The 23,312-nt window shown below is 48.9% G+C and carries 15 protein-coding genes; 6 read left to right on the top strand and 9 right to left on the bottom strand.

What is annotated here, in order from left to right; translation table 11 throughout:
* Positions 1–45: 45 nt before the first annotated feature.
* Entirely contained in the window at positions 46–2,277 is a 2,232-nt protein-coding gene (locus tag FN124_RS30300; protein ID WP_142688554.1) for an FUSC family protein, read from the top strand.
* Between the two features lie 233 nt (positions 2,278–2,510).
* Here the strand turns inward: FN124_RS30300 and bshC are convergent, their stop codons facing one another.
* Positions 2,511–4,094 (bottom strand): bacillithiol biosynthesis cysteine-adding enzyme BshC, encoded by a 1,584-nt coding sequence (gene bshC / locus FN124_RS30295; protein ID WP_142688553.1) that lies wholly within the window; start codon positions 4,092–4,094, stop codon positions 2,511–2,513.
* A gap of 206 nt (positions 4,095–4,300) precedes the next feature.
* Between bshC and FN124_RS30290 the strand changes: the two genes are divergently transcribed.
* Positions 4,301–5,302: a glycosyltransferase family 4 protein gene (locus FN124_RS30290; protein ID WP_142688552.1), complete on the top strand. Its 1,002-nt coding sequence runs from the start codon at positions 4,301–4,303 to the stop codon at positions 5,300–5,302.
* Positions 5,303–5,305: 3 nt separating this feature from the next.
* Here the strand turns inward: FN124_RS30290 and FN124_RS30285 are convergent, their stop codons facing one another.
* Genes FN124_RS30285 through FN124_RS30275 form a run of 3 tightly spaced genes read right to left on the bottom strand, consistent with a single transcriptional unit; the run spans position 5,306 to position 9,520 of the window.
* Complete coding sequence (locus FN124_RS30285) at positions 5,306–6,775, bottom strand: glycoside hydrolase family 130 protein (RefSeq protein WP_142688551.1); 1,470 nt, start codon at positions 6,773–6,775, stop codon at positions 5,306–5,308.
* A 14-nt stretch (positions 6,776–6,789) separates the two neighbouring features.
* On the bottom strand, positions 6,790–8,061 hold the full coding sequence (locus FN124_RS30280) for a glucose-1-phosphate adenylyltransferase (protein ID WP_142688550.1): 1,272 nt from the start codon (positions 8,059–8,061) through the stop codon (positions 6,790–6,792).
* Between the two features lie 43 nt (positions 8,062–8,104).
* A complete protein-coding gene (locus tag FN124_RS30275; protein ID WP_142688549.1) occupies positions 8,105–9,520 on the bottom strand; it encodes a glycogen synthase in 1,416 nt (471 codons plus the stop codon).
* Positions 9,521–9,696: 176 nt separating this feature from the next.
* On the opposite strand from FN124_RS30275, the gene FN124_RS30270 reads away from it, so the two are divergent.
* On the top strand, positions 9,697–10,590 hold the full coding sequence (locus tag FN124_RS30270) for a DUF72 domain-containing protein (protein ID WP_142688548.1): 894 nt from the start codon (positions 9,697–9,699) through the stop codon (positions 10,588–10,590).
* A gap of 83 nt (positions 10,591–10,673) precedes the next feature.
* On the top strand, positions 10,674–13,601 hold the full coding sequence (locus FN124_RS30265) for an FAD-binding and (Fe-S)-binding domain-containing protein (protein ID WP_312847243.1): 2,928 nt from the start codon (positions 10,674–10,676) through the stop codon (positions 13,599–13,601).
* Positions 13,602–13,787: 186 nt separating this feature from the next.
* On the opposite strand, the gene FN124_RS30260 is transcribed toward FN124_RS30265, so the two are convergent.
* The 4 genes from FN124_RS30260 to FN124_RS30245 are packed head-to-tail and all read right to left on the bottom strand — an operon-like array spanning position 13,788 to position 20,275.
* Positions 13,788–14,540 (bottom strand): class I SAM-dependent methyltransferase, encoded by a 753-nt coding sequence (locus tag FN124_RS30260; protein WP_142688547.1) that lies wholly within the window; start codon positions 14,538–14,540, stop codon positions 13,788–13,790.
* A 17-nt stretch (positions 14,541–14,557) separates the two neighbouring features.
* Complete coding sequence (locus FN124_RS30255) at positions 14,558–17,731, bottom strand: efflux RND transporter permease subunit (protein ID WP_142688546.1); 3,174 nt, start codon at positions 17,729–17,731, stop codon at positions 14,558–14,560.
* 21 nt (positions 17,732–17,752) lie between these two features.
* Positions 17,753–18,892: an efflux RND transporter periplasmic adaptor subunit gene (locus FN124_RS30250; RefSeq protein ID WP_142688545.1), complete on the bottom strand. Its 1,140-nt coding sequence runs from the start codon at positions 18,890–18,892 to the stop codon at positions 17,753–17,755.
* Positions 18,893–18,928: 36 nt separating this feature from the next.
* On the bottom strand, positions 18,929–20,275 hold the full coding sequence (locus tag FN124_RS30245; protein ID WP_185937466.1) for a TolC family protein: 1,347 nt from the start codon (positions 20,273–20,275) through the stop codon (positions 18,929–18,931).
* Between the two features lie 172 nt (positions 20,276–20,447).
* Here FN124_RS30245 and FN124_RS30240 point away from each other — a divergent pair, with 172 nt between their 5' ends.
* Positions 20,448–21,152: a TMEM175 family protein gene (locus tag FN124_RS30240; protein WP_185937465.1), complete on the top strand. Its 705-nt coding sequence runs from the start codon at positions 20,448–20,450 to the stop codon at positions 21,150–21,152.
* 11 nt (positions 21,153–21,163) lie between these two features.
* Positions 21,164–22,204 (top strand): hypothetical protein, encoded by a 1,041-nt coding sequence (locus tag FN124_RS30235; RefSeq protein WP_142688542.1) that lies wholly within the window; start codon positions 21,164–21,166, stop codon positions 22,202–22,204.
* Positions 22,205–22,260: 56 nt separating this feature from the next.
* On the opposite strand, the gene FN124_RS30230 is transcribed toward FN124_RS30235, so the two are convergent.
* Positions 22,261–23,235, bottom strand: coding sequence for a terpene synthase family protein (locus FN124_RS30230; RefSeq protein WP_142688541.1), 975 nt, complete (start codon positions 23,233–23,235; stop codon positions 22,261–22,263).
* Positions 23,236–23,312: the final 77 nt, after the last annotated feature.

Here is a 23,312-nt window from a genome sequence, read left to right as displayed (position 1 = left end):
GCATAAAATCCGCTTATCTTTGCGCCATCAAAAACCCATTTACGTTTGCGTACAGAACAGCAGATCAACAACGTCAAAAATTTTCTATACAGTTATCATTTCAGCAACGGTATGCGCACCACTATCAGTGTGGTAGTACCTTCGCTGGTATTCGCCTGGTTTGGTATGCTGGACCTGGGTATCGCGGTATCCATGGGCGCCCTGTGTACCGCCCTCAGCGACGTACCAGGTACCATTATACACAAACGGAATGGTCTTATCATCAGTACCATCCTGATCTTCTTTACTGCACTGGGTACAGGATTGCTAATCCCTTATACCATCCCTATGGCCGTGTGGATAGGTATCTGCTGTTTTATGTTTGCCATGCTACTGGTATACGGCAACCGCGGTGGCAATATAGGTACCGGCTGCCTGCTGGTACTGGTGTCTATACTGGGAGAAACACAGCTTACCCCGCAACTCACCCTGCTGCATGCTTCCATGGTGCTGCTGGGCAGTATCTGGTATGCTGTGCTGGCACTTACCCTCTGGCAGATCCGCCCTTATCTTAACGTACAACAGGCGCTGGGAGATTGTATCCTGCAAACTGCCCGCTACCTTGAAGTCAGGGCCAATTTTTATACCCCTGGCATCAATGTAAACGAGAACTATAAAGCCGTGCTGGCACAGCAGGTGATCGTCAATGAAAAACAGGAAAATGTACGCGAACTGCTGCTGAAAAGACGGTCCGCCCAACAAGGCACTACCAGCCTGAATAAAAGCATGGTGCTCATTTTCCTTGATATGGTAGATCTCCAGGAACAGATCATGGCATCACAAACGGACTATAATGCCCTGCAGGCCGATTTCAAAGACGAAGCCATCCTCGAGAAATTCCACCTGCTCATTATGGAGTTCGTACAGGAACTGAAGAACATAGGTATGGCCGTGGCCGCGGGTCAGCGCTCCCTGCCCAAAGCCAACCTGAAATTTGAAATGGAGAAGGTAAAACAGGCTATCGCCGATATTACCCTGAAACTACCTACCCTTAAGGAAAGAACACGCACTATTCCGCTTACCAACATCCTGCAGAACCTGCAGGATATGGCCCAGCGCATTTATAACCTGCACCGGCTTACCCGGCTGGAGCGACTGAAAGACGAATCCATAGATCCCAAACTGGAGCTGTCCAAATTCACTACCCGGCAGAAATACGACTTCGAAACGTTCCGTGACAACCTCACGTTCAAATCACATATCTTCCGCCACTCCATCCGTGTGAGCCTGGCCACACTGGCGGGTTACGGGCTGGGGCTGGCCCTTCACCTGGACCGTATATACTGGATCCTGCTCACGGTAGTGGTGATCCTGAAACCTGGCTTCGGCCTTACGAAATCCCGCAGCATACAGCGTTTAATCGGTACCGTTACCGGCGCACTGTTTGCAGCCGGCCTGCTTTATATTACCCATAACGATACGGTGATATTCGTGGTAATGCTTATCTGTATCCTCGGCGCTTATAGCTTTATGACCATCCAGTATACGCTGAGTGTATTTTTTGTAACACCGTTTATCATCTTCCTCCTGCACTTCCTCCACCCTTCCGATCTGTACAACCTGACACAGCGGGTACTGGACACCTTCATCGGCGGAGGCATTGCCTTCTTTGCGAACATGCTGCTGTGGCCTACCTGGGAACATAATTTCCTGCCGGACCATATGAAAAAGATGATGGAAGCCAACCGCAAATATTTTGAATTGGTAATGCGCGCCTACTCCAGTGAACAGGTATCCGTTACCGATTTCAAACTGGCCAGGAAAGACGCTTATGTAGCTGCTGCCAATCTGATGTCTGCCTTCCAGCGCATGTTATCCGAACCTAAAAGCAAACAAAAGAACGCTTCTGAAGTATACCACTACGTGGTACTGAATCATACGCTCACTTCCCACACAGCCACCCTGGCGGCATACAGCCTTCATCACGGGGTACAGTTCCCGCGCCCGGAATACCGCGAAATCACGGATTACCTGCTCCATTATATGGACCAGCTCATACTCATGACAGACCCCGCCACCGGCGGCAGCGCTCAGCCTTCGCCACTAATCCATGCTTTCGACAGGCTGGATGCCCACCTGGAAAGCCTGGTACATCAGCGCCAACAGGAAATCAATGATGGAAAAGGCCCTACGCCCACCCGCGACGAAATGCTGGAAACGAAACAGGTACACGACCAGCTTATGGCCATCCTGGCGCTGGTAAAAGATATGAGCAAAGCCCTGACACAAAGCGCGTAGCGAAGGGATCGCCTTCGGCGATGCGAATTTTGTCTGACTCAGGATTATGATGATTACGCTGATTACACTGATTTATTTTTCGGGATTTTAAAGGATTGAATTAATAAAAAAAATAGGGAGATAAAAGCAATATTCACTTTTATCTCCCCTAATCATATATAAAATCTCAAAATAAATCAGTGTAATCATCATAATCAGTGTTCCAAGACAATCGCCGAAGGCGATCCCTCCGCTTATTCCCCCAGGATGGTGAACTGGTCGGTTATGGGAATAATCGCGTCCAGCACCCGGTCAAAGAACGCAGGCCCCTCCTGGGCATACCAGGGCAGGAAGTTTTCCTTACGCTCCTGCAATGAGCCGGCCGGGAATAGTTTATTTTTAATCTGGCGGATCTGGTCCGTTTGCCAGGCGAATTTCTTCTTCTCTGCGCGCAGGAATTTATGTTCCAGCTTACCGATCGATTTCAGCGCTTTCTTTCTTTCAGATGCCGTAGTAGCAATAAGCGTTACATCAATGCTGCGGGCTTTTTCTTCCAGCGCATCGAACAACTGCTCAATAGCAGCGTATTCATCTTTCAACACCAGCGAGGCATTGGTATGGCGCTTCACATAATCGTTCACAATATCTTCCGTTCCTTTGAAAAGATCATTGGTGCTAAGTCCCAGCTTAGTAATACGTTGCCGGGATATTTCATCTGTGAGCAACAGCGAATTGCGTAGCAGCAACACGGGGAATGGTACTTTATAATGTGCAAAAAGCCCTTTTAACTCCAGCCAGTAAGCTATTTCACCGCCACCGCCAATAAAGGCAATGTTGGGCAGGATAGTTTCCTGGAACATGCCCCGCAAAATAACATTGGGGCTAAAGCTTTCAGGATGCGCTTCCAAAGCTGCTTCCAGGGAAGCGGCGTTGAAAGTCAACGGGGTGTGTAATACTTTCCACTGATCGCCCTCCCGCACAATGCGTTCCCTCGAGCCATCCTGTAAATAAAAAAGATTTATTTCCCGTGGATTGGCCTGTACTTTATAATGTTCTCCCAGCTTTTCAAGCGTATCACTTACAATAGCATGCGATGCCTGGTTAAACAGTTCGTCCTTTATAACGGGAAGGTATAAACGTTTTAATGCAGCGCTGTCCGGCACCAGCGTAACCAGCCCGAACCGGCCAAACAAGGCATGTACCAGGTACATGGTGGCTTCCTGTATATTAGCGTGTTCCAGGTAAGCCTTCTGCAGAAGGCTGATCAGCTCCTCGCTGTGAGGCGCATATCCCAGTGCTTTCTTCACTTCGGCAATCAGCGCTTCCAGTCCATCAGGTTGCATACGGCCTACCGCTCCCTGCTGGGTGGTGTTCCAGGTGATGGTTTTCCCTTCGAGGTAAATGCTGCCCAGTTCTTCCAGGTCGGCATCTTCGCTGCCCATGTAATATACCGGCACAAAATGATGCTGCGGATATTGCTGCTTCAGTTCACGGCAAAGCTTAATGGTTTGCAGGATCTTGTAGGCGAAGTAAAGATAACCGGTGAAAATATTGGGCTGATGAGCGGTGCATACGGTAAAGGTAGTGGGTTGCAGCAGGGCTGCGATGTTATCCTGTACCGCCTTTATAGGCTCCAGGCCTTCGTATTGCTGTTCCAGGGCTGCTACCAGTGCGGCGCGTGGCGTATTAAACTGCTGCCGGGCAGCGATGGCGGCGTTAAAATCCGGATGTACAGGAGAATAGGTATAAAATGGTCTGATCTGCGGACGTTCTGCTAAAAAATCTGTTACCAGCTGATTAAAATAACCAGTTTTCCCATAAGGAATATATTCGGGCATATTGAGTTTCGAATTACAAATTACCAATTACAAAACGATGCAGTGCCAACACATCGAAATTTTTGAATGTACGAAGTTAGGTAATTAGTCAATTGGTTGATCAGAATATTGGTTGACCGGCAATCCCCCCGTTTCTTTGGCGCTTGTTTTGACAGTGATGGTGCAAACAACGCTCTGAAAAGGCGAAACCAGCAAAACACAGCATTATGAAGGTAGCAATATTATCGCCCATAGCCTGGCGCACACCGCCCAGGCATTACGGACCCTGGGAACAAATGGCATCCAACCTGGCAGAGGGGCTGATAGCCAAAGGAATGGAGGTAACCCTTTTCGCCACCGCCGACTCGGTAACTTCCGGTGTCCTGGCCTCCATTTGCGCTAAAGGGTACGAGGAAGACCGTGAAGCTGACGCCAAAGTGAACGAGTGTATGCATATCAGTTACCTGATGGAACAGGCCCGGGATTTTGATATCATTCATAATCATTTCGATTTTCTTCCCCTCACCTACTCCAGGCTTATTAAAACGCCGATGGTAACTACCATCCACGGATTTTCCTCTCACAAAATATTACCGGTATACCAGCGGTATAATGATATAGGAAGATATGTGTCTATCAGCAACTCCGACCGCCATGCATCGCTGCATTACACAGCCACTGTGTATAACGGGATCCGGACAGGGGATTTTGCCTTCGAGCCTGCGCCCGACAGCTATCTTTTGTATTATGGCCGCATCCATCCCGACAAAGGTGCATACGACGCGGTGCAGATAGCTCTTCACTCCCGCCGCAAACTGATCATTGCGGGGATCATACAGGACGAAGCCTATTTTAATGAGAAAGTGAAACCATATATAGATGATGAACAGATCATTTTTATCGGCGCTGTAGGCGGGGAAGAACGCAGCCAGTTGCTGGGCAAGGCCAGCGCCCTGTTACATCCTATCTACTTTAACGAACCTTTTGGACTGAGCGTGGCAGAAGCCATGCTTTGCGGCACACCTGTTATTGCGTATAACCGCGGCTCCATGCCGGAACTGATCCTCGACAGGAAAACAGGTTTCCTGGTAAACAATTTACAGGAAGCCGCCGCCTGTATTGAAGATCTTACGCTGATTAACCGCCACGACTGCCACCTGCACGCAAAAAATAATTTCAGTGCAGAAACCATGACAGAACAATACATCAACGTATATAATTCCTTATAGCACCTATACGCCGTCTTCTTTGATCTGTGTGAGCAGTTTATCGAGTTTAACGGTGGCAAAGCCTGATGCATAATCAGAGAGGCCGTAGGGAATGATCAGTTCATCGTTGTGAATAATAGATCCGCAGGAGTACAATACGTTGGGCACGTATCCTTCTCTTTCATCTTTGTTGGGCATGAGCAGCGGCTCGCGTAAACGGCCTATTTCCTTTGTGGGATTTTCCAGGTCCAGCAGGCTGGCGCCAATACAATAAGTACGCATAGGGCCTACACCGTGGGTGATCACCAGCCAGCCGTCCGGGGTTTCAATGGGGGAACCGCAGTTGCCCACCTGTACAAATTCCCAGGCGTACTTGGGCGTATGAAGGAGCTGCGGGTTTTCCCAGATATTGATTTTATCGGAGTACATGATATACCCGTTGATGCCGTCGATCCGGGAGATCATCACATATTTGCCGTTGATCTTACGGGGAAAGAGCGCAAGGTTCTTGTTTTGCGCTCCTTCACCGTAAAGCGGCATGATCTTGAAGTTGTAGAAATCTTTTGTTTGCAGCAGCTTGGGCTGAATGGTGATACCATCGTATGCTGTATAAGTGGCATAATAGGTAACACTGCCGTTTTCGCTGGTATATTTTACAAAGCGGGCATCTTCAATACCCCTGCTTTCCGCCTCTGAATAAGGAAAAATAACGCGGTCCGACAGGTCGGTATCCAGTGAAAAATTCAGCTCGTAATAAGAATCCGCCAGCCATAGTACCCTTTCCAGGCCTTTTTTAAGGAGATGATCTACCTGGAAGCGCTGTTGCATTTCCCTGATCACCTTTTTTAAGGCAAGGTATTCAAACTGGTCTGGCAGGGAGTTCTGTATTTCACGCATCACGGAGTCCGGCAAACGGATGGATGCGGCATTCTGAAAGAACGTTTGTTTATGATAGAGGGAGTTGCGGATGATTTCCGCTTCATCTACATAATTACCGGGCGCTATCAGTGAAATTTCATTGTTCTTGTCGATGATACCCGACCGGAAAGCAATAGAAGATACGTGCCCTTCCCCTACTGCCCGGAAGCTCATGATCACGCGTTTTTGTCCTTCTTCCAGCCCGCTCTGGTCCACGTCCTCCACAAGGGAGGGGTTGAAAAAAGCCGCTGATTCTATGGAGTATTCATTGGTGAAATAAGAACCGGTGAGCAATTTGCGTTTGTGCGAGAGGGCTTCGTAATCGATCTGCAAACCGGGAAACAGGTGTCTCAGCCGGTCTGCATGTCGTTCAAATATCCTGGTAATATTCCGGTGCCTCCGGGAAAATTCTCTTAGTATAGGCATGATCGTTACATCCACTTCAGCATCGCTCATGGCGGCTACCTGTTGAATAATGGACTTGGCCCGTGCTTCCCCGTTGAAAAAAAACCTGGCTACTACCCTTTTAAGGTCAGGATAAATCTTGGTACTCTTCCGCTCTATGGACAATCGCATGGTTATCTTGTTTGTTAAATACTGAATCCGTCTTCCAGGACAACTCCTTTTTTAACAACAACAATGCCGTCTTTTACTGTATATTTTTCAAAGTCCCCGTCAGCTAAGTGCTTTCCACCATTTATATGTACGCCGTTACCGATGCGGCAGTTTTTATCAATGATGGCATTATTGATCACGCAGTTTTCACCGATGCCCATTAAAGGTCTCCCCTCTGCGCGGGATCTTTCTATTTCATCGAGCGTTTCGTAGTAGTCGCTTCCCATAATATAGGCATTGCTGATTTCGCTGCCTTTACCAATGCGGGTACGGATCCCTACTACTACTCTTTCCAGCTTGTTTGCCATAATAATACAACCATCAGCGATCATTGTTTTCTCCATATGCCCGGAAATTTTTGTGGGCGGCAGCATACGGGCGCGGGAATAGATGGTTTGTGACTCGTCAAAAAGGTTAAATAAAGGGATTTCATCGGTAAGACCAATATTGGCTTCGAAGAAAGACTGGATATTACCGATATCAGTCCAGTACCCTTCATATTGATAGCTGAAGATGCGCCGTTTGTTTTCGATAGCCTGCGGGATGAGCTGTTTACCAAAGTCCGCCGCTTCCGGTTGTGCATTGAGCATATCAAACAACACCTGTCGGCTGAAAATATAAATTCCCATACTGGCAAGATATACCCGGCCTTCTTTCTGCATTTCCTCGCTTACTTCGGAAGCCCACGGGGGCAGCACAGCCTGCGAAGGTTTTTCTGTAAAGGAAACAATGGCGCCCTGTTCATCTTCCTTTAAAATACCAAAATCAGAAGCATCCCTGGCGCTTACGGGGATAGTGGCAATAGATATTTCCGCACCCGTGTCGATATGATGTTTGATCATCTTTCTGAAGTCCATCTGGTACAACTGGTCACCGGATAAAATGAGTATATATTCAAACTCAAAGTTCTCCATGTGGTGAAGGCATTGTCTTACGGCATCTGCCGTTCCCTGGTACCAGGTAGGATTATCGGGGGTTTGCTCCGCTGCCAGTATATCCACAAACCCCTTATCAAAGTTGCTGAAGTGATAGGTGTTTTTAATATGCTTGTTCAGGGAGGCGGAATTGAACTGCGTTAGTACAAAGATGCGGTTCAGCTCTGCGTTCAAACAATTGGAGATAGGAATATCCACCAGTCTGTATTTACCTGCCAGGGGCACCGCTGGTTTGGAGCGGCGACGGGTAAGCGGATACAGGCGGGTGCCGGCCCCTCCTCCGAGAATAATGGATATTACATCGTTCGTCATAATGGGAATTGGTTTTAGAAGGTCATCACTCAATTATTCTTTACTATTTCATACGCTTGTACATGTCCAGGTACCGCTGTGCGGAACTGTCCCAGGAATTATCAATGTTCATGCCTCTTAATCGTACTTCGTCCAGGTGTTTGGAGTCGCGGTACAATTCTATGGCGCGCTTTACGGAATAACAAACATCCCAAACGCTGGCCTGGTTAAACCGGATACCTACGCCGTCCTGGTCGCCAAAGTCGATGACCGTATCTTTCAGTCCGCCGGTACTACGCACTACCGGAACAGTTCCATAACGCAGGGCATACATCTGGTTAAGGCCGCAGGGTTCCACCCTGGAGGGCATCAACAGGAAATCGCTGCCGGCATATATCTGGTGGGATAACGATTCGTCGTACCCGATATGTACATTAAAGCCGTAGCTTACCACGGCGCGGGTTTGTTGCAATGACCATTCAATATGGGGCTCCCCGCTCCCCAATACGAGGAAATTTACTTCACCTGCCAGTTCATGCAGGGTTCTGCCAATTATTTCCGGCAGGAGATCGGCCCCTTTATCGCCTACCAGGCGGCCTATAAAGGAGATCAGTGGTAAGGAAGCGTCCAGCCCGAAGCGTTCGCAAAGGAGCTGTTTATTTTCTTTTTTTCCGGTACTTACCGTATCAATATCATAATTGAGCGATAACATACGGTCCGTGGAGGGATCCCATACCACCGTATCGATCCCGTTCAGGATGCCCACCATTTTGGCCCTTTCCTGGTTGATCAGGCTTTCCAGCCCGTTGGCATTGGAATACAGTTCTTCCAGGTAGCCTGGTGATACGGTGGTAACGCGCCAGGCGCACTTAATGGCCGATGCCAGCGGGTTGATGGCCCCGTTCCAGTCGAGCATGCCGGACTTCCACAGGTCGAAAGACGGGATCTGGTATAGTTTATCCCAGCCAAACTGGCCCTGGTACTGTGCATTATGAATGGTAAGCGCTGTGGGGATACTTTTCAGCCGCTCATATTTATAACCGTAGTTGAGCAGGAAAGGGATCAGGCCCGTGTGGTGATCGTGGCAATGGATCACGTCCGGCTGGTGCTGCCATTCGTTGATCCAGTCCAATACGGCGATCTGGAAGGCCAGGAACCGCTCTGTATCGTTAGGATAGCCGTAAACGCCGGGAGTATCCAGTAAACCGGGGATATCCACCAGGTACAGGTCGAACCCCAGCTCATTGCTGCGCTCCTTTATAACGTTAAAATGGTACCAGTTGTGCCCCAGCCACATGCCGGCCTGGTGTACCACGTCAAATTCGTGGGTATGGTAATACTTATTCCTGTAGGCCGGTATCACAACCTTGGCAAAATTGCCTAACTGGTGCTGGTATTTGGGCAACGCCCCTACTACATCACCTAGTCCACCTACTTTGGCTACCGGGTAACATTCCGCGCTGATGTGTAAAATCTCCATGCTGTTAAGTTGATAATCCTTATTAAGTTAAACTGGAAAAATAAGAAAACAAAGACTTCCCTGTGATTTTTTATGATTATTATGATAATCCCCGCCGGCGATCACATGAGCCGCCGTGATAGTTTATATTTGTAACAGTAATTGTTATGTGTTTCACTTCTAAATGCTGAATGCTCATGGATTTTGGCCGCGTTCCCGAAGATATGCTGATGGACATTGATTTTAAGTTGCCCGCCGAACCTGTTTTCAACAAAAAGGTACTGAAGGGCAAACCCGTGAAAAAGCCGCAGGCCTGGCTGGGATGCGCCAAATGGGGGCGGAAAGAGTGGATCGGGAAAATATATCCCAAAGGCACAAAGGAATCTGCCTTCCTTGGCGAATATGTAAAACATTTCAACAGTATTGAGCTGAACGCCACCCATTACCAGATCTATGGCCCGGAAACCATTTCCAAATGGGATGAAAAAGCAAAGGGCATGGATTTTAAATTCTGCCCCAAAGTGCCTCAGGCCATCAGTCATTTCAGCAACCTGGTAAGCTCAGGTCCTAAAACCACCGCTTTCCTGGAAGGGGTACTGGCCTTTGGCAAACACCTGGGACCCATCTTTTTACAATTGAGTGATAAATATGGTCCGGCCAAACGGGAATACCTATACGAATATCTTGCTTCTTTGCCCACCGATCTCCAGTTTTTCGTGGAATTACGCCATAAAGAATGGTATGAGAACGAAGCCATACGGCTGGAATTATACGAAAAGCTCAATAAACTCAATGTAGGCCTCATTATTACCGATACTGCCGGCAGGCGGGATGTAGCGCATATGCATCTCACTATCCCGAAAGTATTTATCCGCTTTGTAGGGAACAGCCTGCATCCAACGGATTATACGCGGATCGACGACTGGGCCAACCGTATTAAATACTGGCTGGACAATGGTTTGAAGGAGGTTTATTTTTTCATGCACATGCACGATGAGGCTACTTCGCCTGAACTGGCCGTGTATCTTATCGACAAACTGGAAGCTGTTTGCGGGATAGACGTAAAAAAGCCCCAATTTGTAAAAGAATAGCGCTTTTTTTTACGAATACATTACAAGGGGTGAAAAAGACGGACTGAAATATTAATTTCGCCCTCTCAAAACAGGTTTTTACCATGATGCGCGACAAGCTGGAACAATTAGCCGGGAAACTGGAAGGCACGCTTTATACAGATGATACCATGCGGACACTTTATGCCACCGATGCATCGGCATACCGTGAAATGCCGCTGGCAGTAGCTATCCCGCAGCATATCGAAGATCTTAAAACACTGATCAGTTTTGCGCGTGAAAATAAAACATCCCTGATACCCCGTACCGCCGGCACTTCGCTGGCGGGGCAGGTAGTAGGAAACGGCATCATAACCGATGTGTCACGCACTTTCACCAAAATACTGGAATTTAATAAAGAAGAAGGATGGGTACGTGTGCAACCCGGCGTTATCCGCGATGAACTGAACATGTTCCTCAAACCGCACGGGTTCTATTTTGGCCCGGAAACCTCCACCGCTAACCGCGCTATGATAGGCGGTATGGTGGGCAACAACTCCTGCGGCTCCAACTCCGTGGTATACGGCAGCACCCGCGAACACCTGCTGGAAGTAAAAGCCCTGCTCAGCAACGGCGAAGAAGTTACCTTCGGCAGCATGGACGCCGAAACCTTTCACCGGAAATGCGAAGGCCCCGATACACTGGAAACCCGGATCTATAAACAGATACGTACCAGCTTAAGTAATCACAGCTACCAGGAAGAGATCCGGAAAGAATTCCCAAAGAAGAGCATTCCGCGCCGCAATACAGGTTATGCCGTGGATATGCTGCTGGAAACGAATCCCTTTACCGCCGGAACGGAAGACTTTAACTTCTGCAAGCTGATTGCCGGCTCCGAAGGCACCCTGGCTTTTCTTACCGAAATAAAACTGCATGTAGACCCACTTCCTCCAAAGGAAACCGGCCTTCTTTGCATACATTTTAATAATGTAGATGAATCACTGCGGGCCAATGTACTGGTAATGGAATACAAACCCAGCGCCAGTGAACTGATTGACCACTACATCCTGGAGTGCACCAAGGATAACATTGAACAAAGCAAGAACCGCTTTTTTGTACAGGGAGATCCCGGCGCTATCCTGGTAGTGGAGTTTTGCCGCAACACCCGCGAAGAGATCACTGAAATTGCCGGCAGGCTGGAAGCCACCCTGCGGGCAGCCGGACTGGGATATCATTTCCCCCTGCTGTTTAGCAACGATACCAAAAAGATATGGGCGCTCCGCAAAGCCGGACTGGGCCTGCTCAGTAACCTTCCCGGCGATGAAAAGGCGGTACCGGTAATTGAAGATACCGCTGTGGCCGTGGAAGACCTGCCCGACTTTATCCGCGATTTCAACGATATACTGGCGAAATACAAACTATACGCGGTGCACTATGCACATGCGGGCAGCGGTGAAATTCACCTCCGTCCCATCATCAACCTGAAAACAGAAGAAGGAAATTTACTGTTCCGTAAAATTGCAGAAGAGATTGCCACCCTCGTAAAAAAATACCATGGCTCCCTTAGTGGTGAACATGGCGACGGCAGGCTCAGGGGCGAGTTTATTAAACAGATGGTGGGCGACAAAAACTATGAGCTGCTCCGCCAGATCAAATATACCTGGGACCCTGAAAATATTTTCAATCCCAACAAAATCGTAGACACACCGTCCATGAACACGATGCTGCGCTACAAACCAGGGCAAAAAGCGCCGGAGCTGAAAACCATTTTTCATTTCCCGGAGCAAACCATGCTGCAACATGCAGAGCAGTGCAATGGTTCGGGCGACTGCCGCAAAACGCAGCTGAGCGGCGGCACCATGTGCCCCAGCTACATGGCCACCCGTAATGAGAAGGATACCACCCGCGCCAGGGCCAATATCCTCCGTGAGTTCCTTACCAACAGCACCAAGGAAAACCGCTTCGACCATAAAGAAATTTATGAAGTACTGGATCTTTGCCTGGCATGTAAAGGCTGTAAATCAGAATGCCCTTCCAACGTGGATATGGCCAAGCTGAAAATGGAATTCCTACAGCACTACCACGATGCCAACGGAGTACCGTTGCGCGCCAACATGATCGGCAACTTTTCCAAATTATCCGGCCTGGCCGCCATTGCACCCGGTGTTTACAACGCTATGGTCAACAACTCCTTCACCGGTGGCATAATCCGTAAGTTTGCCGGCTTTGCGGCGAAACGTTCCCTGCCCGGTCTTCACAGCATTACCTTACGGAAATGGTTCAACGAAAAATGGCCGAAGGAAAAACAAGGCGCCGCCGGCAATAAAAAAGTATATCTTTTCTGCGATGAGTTCACCAATTATAACGACACTACTATAGGTATCAAAGCCGTACAACTGCTGCACCGCCTCGGTTATGATGTGCAGATGGCTGAACACCCGGAAAGCGCCCGCGCCTATATGTCGAAAGGATTACTGCGGAAAGCACGTGAATACGCCGACCGCAATGTTCGTATATTCAGTGACGTTATTAATGAAAACGTACCTTTACTTGGCGTAGAGCCCTCTGCCATACTTAGTTTCCGCGATGAGTACCCCGACCTGGTCAGCGAAGGGCTGCGCGGTAAAGCCAAAGGGCTGGCAAAAAATGTATTCCTCATCGATGAGTTTATTGCCGCAGAAGCTGATAAAGGACATATCACGTCTGAACAGTTCACTACAGAAAAACAGCATATTAAACTGCATGGGCATTGCCAGCAAAAGGCATTGTCTTCCGCCCTGCACAGCCAGAAAATGCTTTCATTGCCACAGAATTACTCCGTGGAGGTAATCCCTTCCGGTTGCTGTGGTATGGCCGGTTCCTTTGGCTATGAAAAAGAGCATTACGACCTGAGCATGCAAATAGGCGAGCTGGTTTTATTCCCGGCGGTACGCAATGCTGCCCAGGGAACGCTCATCGCGGCACCTGGTACCAGCTGCCGCCACCAGGTTAAAGACGGTACCGGCGTTAAAGCTTTGCACCCGGTGGAGATTCTGTACAACAGCCTGGTGTAGTGGATCTTGTCTGACTCAGGATTATGATGATTTTGATGATTATTTTTTTTGAGATTATATAATAACAGTAAGGGAGATAAAGCGGATAGGTTCCGTTTTTATCTCCCTTACCTGTTTTAACAAAACTAAAAAAGTAAATCAGGCTAATCACCAAAATCATCATAATCCTGAGTCAGACAAAATCCGCTATACCTTGCCTACATAGAGTTTGGTTTCATAGTGGAACTTCACCATGCCCTGCTCTTTATATTTCTGGAACAGGTCTTCCAGGGCATGCATCATGGGTGTATACGATGGATGGCCCTCTTCAGGAACGTATGAAGAGGAAAGCAATCTTCCTTTCAGTGCGGCGAAATCGAACAGCTGGGCATTCTGGAACACTTTTTCCTGCATGGTGCCGGGTTGAAAAAAGGAAGATAACTGTGACGCCCCTACGTTACGGTGCTGCATATCTTTATAATCTGTACCGTATTGATGCAGGAGCTTTTCATATCCTTTTTCAAATGGCAGTTCCGCCTGGCGAACGTTCCACATCAGTACCACCCAGGCTTCCTTCCTGCTTATGCGGCGGAATTCTGCCGCAGCGGCCTGCTGATCAAACCAGTGGAATGCGGTGCCTGCCACCAACAGGTCTATGGAGGTATCCGGCAGCGTGGTATGTTCGGCGGAGCCGTTAACGGAGGTAAAATCGGGATACCGGCTCAGGAGCTTTTCAGCGGCTTCTCTCATTTCTTTATTAGGTTCCACGGCATATACCTTGTTCCCGTTGTCAAGAAAAGGCTGGGCGGAAATGCCTGTACCTGCGCCTATATCCGCCACGATGGTTTGCCGGGTAAGACCGGCAGCGGTTTCCAGGTACGGAATAACGGCCACAGGATAATGTGGCCGGTACTTGATATAGTTATCTACGCGGGTGCTGAAACGTTCAGTATTTTTCATAAGTAATGAAGTTAGGATTATTCTCCTAATCCTTTAGGCTTCTTCTCCTCATTACCATGTGCTTCCAGGTCTGCCAGTTTCTTCTTACCGTAAGAGAGCTTTGTGATGAGCACGTACAATACCGGTACCGTAAAGATCCCCAATACTGTTGCGGCCAGCATACCTCCTACTACGGTAAAGCCTATATTAACACGGGAAGCCGCGCCGGCGCCCTGTGCAAGGCACAATGGCATTACCCCTAATATGAAGGCGAAAGACGTCATCAGGATAGGACGCAGACGTAATTTTACGGCTTCCAGGGTAGCATCCAGCAGCGGCATGCCCCTGTCTACACGTTCCTTACAAAACTCTACGATCAGGATGGCGTTCTTTGCCGCAAGACCTATCAGGGTGATCAAACCGATCTGGGAGTATACGCTATTGGCCTGTTTTGTCAGCGACAGCGCCAGGATAGATCCGAACAAGGCAATAGGTACCGCCAGCAATACAGAGAACGGCACCGACCAGCTTTCGTACAGGGCTGTAAGCAACAGGAACACAAACAGGATAGATAATCCGAAGATGAGCGTGCTACTGTTACCGGCTTCAATTTCCTGCAGGGATACATTGGCCCATTCGAAAGAGAAGTTTTCCGGCAGCACCTTTGCGGCCACTTCCTTCAGTGCATTGATACCATCTCCGCTACTGTAACCAGGTTTGGTGTCGCCGTTGATTTCCACAGAGCGGTACAGGTTAAAGTGATTGATCACCGGTGCGCCCGATGCTTTTTTGGTGGTGATCAGTGCGCTGAGCGGCACCATCTGCCCCGTGCTGTTACGGACGTAATAAGTATTCAGGTTATTGATACTGGTACGGTAGGTAGAATCCGCCTGTAATACCACGCGGAAGCTCCGGCTGAATTTGGTGAAGTCGTTTACATATAATCCACCGAGGAAAGTTTGCAGTGCGTTGAATACATCGCTCACGGCTACACCGAGTTGTTTACATTTATCGCGGTCCACATCCACATTGAACTGTGGGGTATTGGCGCTGAAGAATGCATATGCCCGTGCTATTTCAGGGCGCTGGTTGGCAGCCATAAGGAACTGCCCCATTACCTGCAGGAACTGGTTGATATCGGGATTGCTCCGTTGCTCCAGCATAAAGGAGAACCCGCCTGTATTACCCAATCCACGCAATGTAGGAGATGGAATACAGATAATATTGGCGCCGATAATACGCCCGGTGGCCATTTGAATTCTTCCCAATACCTTATTCATGTTATCTCCGTGTTTGTAGCGCTCATCCCAGGGGCGGAGGCTCACGAAGAATGTACCGGAGTTGGGCTTGGTGGCATTGGCCACGAAGTTGATCCCGGTGATACCAAAGAAATGGAGTACTGCACTATCTTTCAGCAGGATATCACTGATCTGCGCCACCACTTCCTTCGTACGTTGCGAAGAAGAGGCTTCCGGCAGTTCCAGGGCGATGAACATAGCGCCCATATCTTCCTGGGGCACAAAGGTGGTTGGTGTTTTCTTAAAGAGATAAAAGGCGGCAGCAAACAGCAGGGCCATGATCACCAGTACTGCCGGCGTTTTGCGGATACTGAACATTACCCCCCTGCCATAGCGGTTGGTAAATCTTTCAAACCATTCATTGAATTTGAAGAAGATCCTGTTCAATCCCCTTGATTTCTGTGTAAGGTGCGCAGGTTTCAACAGGATGGCAGTAAGTGCAGGCGTTAACGTTAGTGCCAGGAATGCCGACAATAACACGGAGAATGCGATGGTGAGCGCAAACTGCTGGTACAAACGACCGCTTACACCGGGGATAAAGGCCACCGGCACAAACACCGCCGCCAGGATGAGGGCGATGGCAATTACAGGGCCCTGCACCTCCGACATGGCTTTGAATGTGGCTTCCCTTGGCGACATCAGGTTGGCATCGATATGATGCTGCACCGCTTCCACCACCACAATGGCGTCATCCACCACGATACCGATGGCCAATACGAAACCGAACAGGGTAAGGGTATTGATGGAAAAGCCCAGCAGCTGGAAAAATATAAAAGTACCTATGAGGGAGATCGGGATTACCAGGATGGGAATGATGGTAGCCCTCCAGTTCTGGAGGAACACGAACACCACTATCACCACCAGGATCAGCGCTTCCACAAAGGTTTCTATTACTTCTTCTATGGAGATCTTTACAAAGGAAGTGGATTCAAACGGCACCAGCCATTGCACATCATCGGGAAAGCGTTTCGACATTTCCTCCATTTTCTTCATTACCAGGTCGTTCACATCCAGCGCATTGGCGCCGGGGGCCAGGTAGATGGCCATACCGCTACCTGTTTTACCATCCGCTTTGGCTTCAATGGCATAAGTAAAGGAGCCGAGATCTATCCGTGCCACATCACGGAGGCGGACGAGGCTACCATTCTGGCTGGTGGCTACTACTACGTTGCCAAATTCTTCCGTAGTGGCAAGACGGCCTTTTACGCTCACCGTATATTCGAACGCCTGTGTACTGCGCATAGGAGCGGCACCCACGGAACCGGCGGGTACCTGCTGGTTCTGTTCCGTAATGGCGCGGGCAATATCGCCGGCGGTAAGACCAAGCGCCGCCATCTTATCCGGGTTCAGCCAGATACGCATACTATAATCCTGCGAAAAGGCATTTACATCACCCACTCCGGCCACACGGGCAAGTTCCGGCTTCAGGTAAATATTCAGGTAGTTATCGAGGAATTCGCGCGAATGTTTTCCTTTGGGAGAGTTCAGCGCGATTACCATCAGCATATCATTGGACCGTTTCTTAACGGTTACCCCTACACGGCGTACTTCATCGGGCGTACTTGGCAGTGCCAGGCTCACACGGTTCTGTACATCCAGGGTAGCGATATCGGGGTTGGTGCCCAGCTTAAAGCTAACCGTGATGCTCATGGAGCCGTCGTTGGCACTTACCGACTGGATGTACATAGCGCCGGGAGTACCATTCACCTGGTTTTCTATAGGAGTGGTCACTGTTTCCTCTACCGTTGTGGAGTTGGCTCCCACATAGTTGGCCCTTACATCTGTTACCGGCGGTGCAATATCAGGCAATTGTGCAATGGGCAGATTGAACATGCAGATGAGTCCTACAATCACAATAATGATAGCAATTACGATCGTAGTATTCTTGCGCTCTATAAATGTTTTTGAGATCATACTGTGATGCTGATTTAATATTTATGGTTTGGCTGCCCCTGCTCCTGCTCCGGCTATGTTCACGGTATCTCCGGGTTTTACCCGCTGTATACCTTCCACCACGATCCTGTCGCCGGCTTTCAGGCCGCTGGTCACCAGCTGCATGGTATCCGTAACTGGTCCGGGCACAATATCCTGGGCACGGATCACATTGTCTTTTGAAATGGTATATACGCTGGTCTCCGATAAATTCTGGATAATGGCTTTCGCCGGGATGGCCAGCTGTGTGGCAGGTGTACCGTATTGCATTACCACAACGATGCTCATGCCTGATTTAAGCATACCGTCTTTATTCTCAAAAACAAGCCGTACCCTTACGGTACCGGTTTGCGGGTCTACAATATTGTTGATGGTAAGCACTTTCCCTGCTTCCCCGTAGCGGGTACCATCTCCGAACTGGATATAGAATTTTTCATCGCCGCCTTTACCGCTCTGGATGCGGAGGAATTCCGGCAGGCGGGCCTGGGGAATATCCATGTCTGCAAACATTGGGTGCTCATTAACGATAGTGTTGATCAGCGTTTGCCCGGCGTTGATCACATCCCCTACCTTTACCTGCACGATACCGATCTTACCGGTTACCGGGGCGCGCACTACCGCATGGTTTACATCGGTACCGGCCCTGGCTACAGACGCTTTTGCAGCGGCCACATTGGCCTGTGCAGTAAGCATGGCCGTATAGGCCTGATCCACCGTTTGCTTGGAGATGGCATCATGTTCCAGCAGGGATTTATATCTTTCGTAGTCCCGTTGCCGTTGTGCCAGGTCGGCTTCCGCCTGTTGCTGGGTAGCGGCTACCTGCCCGTAGGCAGCGGCATAGCGGCTGCGGTCTATATCATACAGAGGTTGTCCTTTGGTTACGTTGCTGCCGTCGGCCACCCGGATGGCTTCCAGGTAACCGGAAACATCCGGCTTGAGTTGCACCACATCGTGCGCCACCAGGGTAGCAGGAAATTTCTCCGACACGGTATATACGGCCGGTACTACTTCTGCAGCTACAACGGTTGGTTTCATCATCCCCATCATGGCGGCCTGTTGCTGTTGCTTTTTGCTGTTGCCACAGGCAGCACAGAGTATCATTCCTGCCACATAAAAGGTCCGCTTGTAATTTATTAGATACATATGAGAAATTAATTGCGAATTACGAATGCTGATACTTTATTTGATTTTGCCCATGGCTTTATCCAGGTCTGTTTTACTGATCAGGGTGTTTAACAGGGCCTGCACATAATCTACCTGTGCCTGTTTCAGTTCACTTTCTGCAGAAATCACATCCAGGCTGCTGGCCACTCCCTGTTCAAATTTGAGCACAATACGATCATAAATACCCTGCGTGAGGCCCATATTTGTTTTCTGGGTGGTGAACCGGGATTTATTGTTGAGATACTGTGTATTGGCGTTGGTCACTTCCAGCTTGATCTGTTGCGACAGGTAACTAAGGTCATTCTTTGATTTTTCCAGGGTTATTTGATTCTGCCTGATCTGGTGTATCCTTTCGGTGCCGGTGAAAATGGGCCATGCCAGGGTTAATCCCAGTGCGGATGCGCCAAAACCTGTTTTATAGAGGTCCCCGAAATTTGAAGAGAAATAGTTCCAGCCATAGTTCACATAACCGTTCAGGGATGGCAGGAACGACATCTTTTTACTTTTCAGGTTCAGCTCATTCAGGGCAATCTGGGTGGTTTGGATGTCATATTCCACGCGGTCCTGTACCAGGTAATCAACGGTATCGGCAATGAATGCTTCCACGTTGAGGTCCTGCACAGTTTCTGTAAGGTCCAGTTTTGCCTCCTGCGGCATACCCATCTGGAACTTGAGTAACTGGGTAGTATATACGAGTAAACGGATCTGTGTTTCAATATCGGTGACCACGTTATTATAGGATACCTGTATCCTGTCTACATCCACCCTTTCGGCCACTCCTACATCGTAACGGGCTTTGGTATCTTTCAGGGTTTTCGCCAGCTGGTCCATATTGGCTTTGGAGAGGCGGATGTTCTCTTCATTGGCCAGTACGGCGTAATAGGCTTTGGTGATAGCCACACGGGTCTCTATTTCTGTTCTTTTATAGGTCCTTTCTGCGAGCCCTCCATATACCCTCGCTGCCTTCAGACCGAGGAAGTAATCGCTGTTAAAGATGGTCTGGTTTACCTGCCCGGTAACAGCAGAGGAATACTTGGTTCCAAACTGTACGGGAATTCTTACACCGGAAGTCGGGTTGGTCAGATCGGGTATCAAAGAGGTAGCCAGCTTCAGATTGTCTGTAAAACTGGCATTCACATCTGCATGGGGCAGCAGCTTCCCTGTGGCTTCTTTGATCTGTTCCCTGGAAAAATTGATATCCAGCCGGGCATTTACGACATCGTTCTGATGTGCAAGTCCATACTGTATGCAATTGGCCAGGTTAAAAGCAAAAGGTCCCTGTTGTGCTGTATCTGTTTGCCCGTAAGCTCTTGTTATCCCTGAAAGTAAAATAAAGGTGCATAGAAAAAGACGACAATGCATACGTATTACTTTGAAAGTATATGATGATTGATAGATACTTAACAACAAACAGGTAAAAAGGTTCTGTTGGGCAACCAGCCGTTTTACCATCCCTGAAATGAACGGGATGGCTAATAATTACCGCTAAAAGCTATTTTCGTATCTTTCGGAAAAGTTATTGTTAACTATGTCTATGTCTGTTATAAAAGAACCCAAACCGTTTTATCGAGAGTTTGAGCTGGAGCGATTGCTTCTTTTCAGTGATGCTGTGTTTGCCATTGCCATTACTTTACTGATTCTTGAAATCAAATTGCCTTCCCTTCCGGGAAAAATGCCTGTCAACGGTTATTGGGAGTTTTTCGAGCCTACCGCTATCCAGTTCCTGGCCTTTGCGGTAAGTTTTGTTTTCATTGGAAATTTCTGGGTACGGCATCTTCAGTTATGCCGGTTTCTCCAAAATTACAATGAAGGATTGATTCATCGTCATCTTTTCTTTTTATTTTTTATTGTGTCGTTTCCATTTTCTACTTCTGCGTTGCTGCATACCAGTTCCCATTTCATGCTGCCCTTCTTTATTTATCTCTGCAATGTGGCGGGCTGCCTGGCGGCGCTGTTCTGGATCAGCTATTTTGTTTTCCAGAAAAACCCCGACCTGGCAGCAGCAGGGCATCATACAGAAAAAGAGCTGTTATACCAGCGGTTTAAATACGGTTTTCTCACTATGGCAACAGGTTTCACATGTATAGCCATGACCTATTTCCTCTTCCCGGAAAATACAGCGTACCAGCGTATCAGTTATATCCTGATTCCCGCACTGGCATTGTTTAATTATTTCCGCTTAAAGATAAAAAAACGTAATACGCTCCGCCTGGTACACAAAATGGAAGCTAACCACTGAAAAAACAGCCTATGTTAGAACTTGACAAGAAGGAAGCACAGGTAATACAACGGGCGATACAGTCGTGGCAGCAGGACCGGCTCATCAGCGATGACCAGGCCGGGGAGCTCCAAAAAAGCTACAGGGTAGTGAACACCGACTGGCAAACCCTTACGCTCTATATTTTCATTGCAGCTATTTCCTGTGCCCTGATGGCTTTCGGATCGCTGGTACTGGATGAGAAGTGGATTGAGATTATCCGGAAGAAATTTTCGCTGACAGATGGTGTGATTGCCTTATTATTTGGCGCGCTGACCGTTTTTCTCTGTTACGAAGGATGGCGGCGTAATAAGCATCAGCCGCTGTTCTCCTTTAACCGGGAGCTTTTCTGGCTGTTGCCTGTTCTTAGTATAGGCGTGACCGTAGTATACTTTGGTAAAAGCGTTAATTACCTGGAAGGAAATTACGGCGCTTTCTGGCTGCTGGCTACTGTTTGTTATGGCGTGTTGGGCATTACCCTGCATTCCCGGCTGCTGTGGGTGGCCACCCTTCTTTGCCTGATCCCGGCCTATGTGAAGCTCACCTATTTCCTTACCGGCGATGCTTCCTATTTCCTGGGTATGAACCTGCCCTGCCGCATGGCTTTGCTGGGCATATTACTTACAGGAGTAGCCTGGTTACTGCGGCAATTCCGGATATATGCTCCTGTTAAAGATATTACCTGGAGTGGCGGATGGCTGCTATTGCTTATTTCCGGCTGGCTGATCTCTATTTTCGGCAACTGCGGCACCTGGGATGAATGGCAGCAGTTGCGCCAGGTTCACCTGTTGCAATGGGTGATCATTTACACTGCATTATGTGCAGGTGTGCTCCTGCTGGGCCTCCGTTTGAAAGACGACCTGCTGCGCGACCTGGGTGTGGCCTTCCTCCTGCTGGACCTGTATACCCGTTACTTTGAATACCTGTGGGACCTCACCAACAAAGGCCTTTTCTTTGGCATCCTGGCATTATCGTTCTGGTGGGTGGGCCGGCTTATTGAAAAAAGAATGAAACAGGGAAACGTACGAAAATAAAAAGGCCTGCGGCCGTTTGTCATCTTCCCGGGAGAACAAACGCCGCAGGCGTTCTGCTAAGCTGCTACCACATCGCCAACGGCTATACCATAACGGCCGGTATCTTTCACACTCCAGTCGTAATTCCCGGTGATCCATGACCGGAGCACTGATACAAAACGCAACAGTTCATAATCGGTTTCAGCACCTTTCAGGGGAAGGAGTTTTTCCAGGGCAATGAAAATCGCCACTTCCTCATTGTGCATACGTGCAGCCTCGTTGATGGCTTCCTGGAGGGAGCATTGCCGGGCATGCTGTAATACCAGCACCAGGTTATGCACGTCGCCCTGGCGGACTTCCTTTGTACAGGAGAACAGGTCGTTGGACCAGCAAACGATGTTATTGCAGGCCTGGATCATGCGCTGCACCAGTGGCTGTTCTGCTACCTCCCTGCTGAGATAGATCTTCTCAATAATTTCGATGGCCTCAATATCTGCAAGGAGCGCACCTGTATAGGGCCGCATGTGCACATAATCCGCTATGGAAGGCGTGATCCCCGCTTCGCGGTTTTCCGCCTCCCAGATGCAGGAGGTAAAATAATCGTCCATGCTCCTGATAAAGCGCAGTCGCCACGAAGGACTGCTGATAGCGCGCATACGTTCCCAGATGCTGCTAAGGGCAGCAGACATTGCTCCCCCGGTTTCAGGGGTTACCAGGCGGTTGTGATGCAGGATGTCCATTAGTCCTGCCATCATGCTCCGGAGGAAATCTGCTTTACGCCCTACCGTGGCTTCATCGCATTGATCATCAAGGATAAACAGCCAGGTGTTGAAGTCTGCAATGATGCATAGCTCATGCAGGGCCGCGTCGGGAAAGGCCCTGGCGGCAAGCCAGGCAAAACGGGCCTTTTCAAATCGCTGGTGGGCTGTTTCTGTGGTGATGAGGCCATAGGATGTTACCCAGGAAACAACGTGTTGCTGGGCTTCATGTACATGCTGGTTAAGGCCTGAAGGGAATGGATAACTGATAGTTGGCATTTGGATGGTTGTCATGTGTCTTTGGGTTTAATAGTTAATTATGGTGGGTAATAAAAACGACGCTGGCATTACCGGGGTGGGTTCCGGAAAAG

This window comes from Chitinophaga polysaccharea, assembly GCF_902150045.1.
GTDB classification, from domain to species: domain Bacteria; phylum Bacteroidota; class Bacteroidia; order Chitinophagales; family Chitinophagaceae; genus Chitinophaga; species Chitinophaga polysaccharea_A.
The sequence above is the reverse complement of the archived record's forward strand: the minus strand, read 5'-3'. Positions and strand labels throughout refer to the sequence as shown.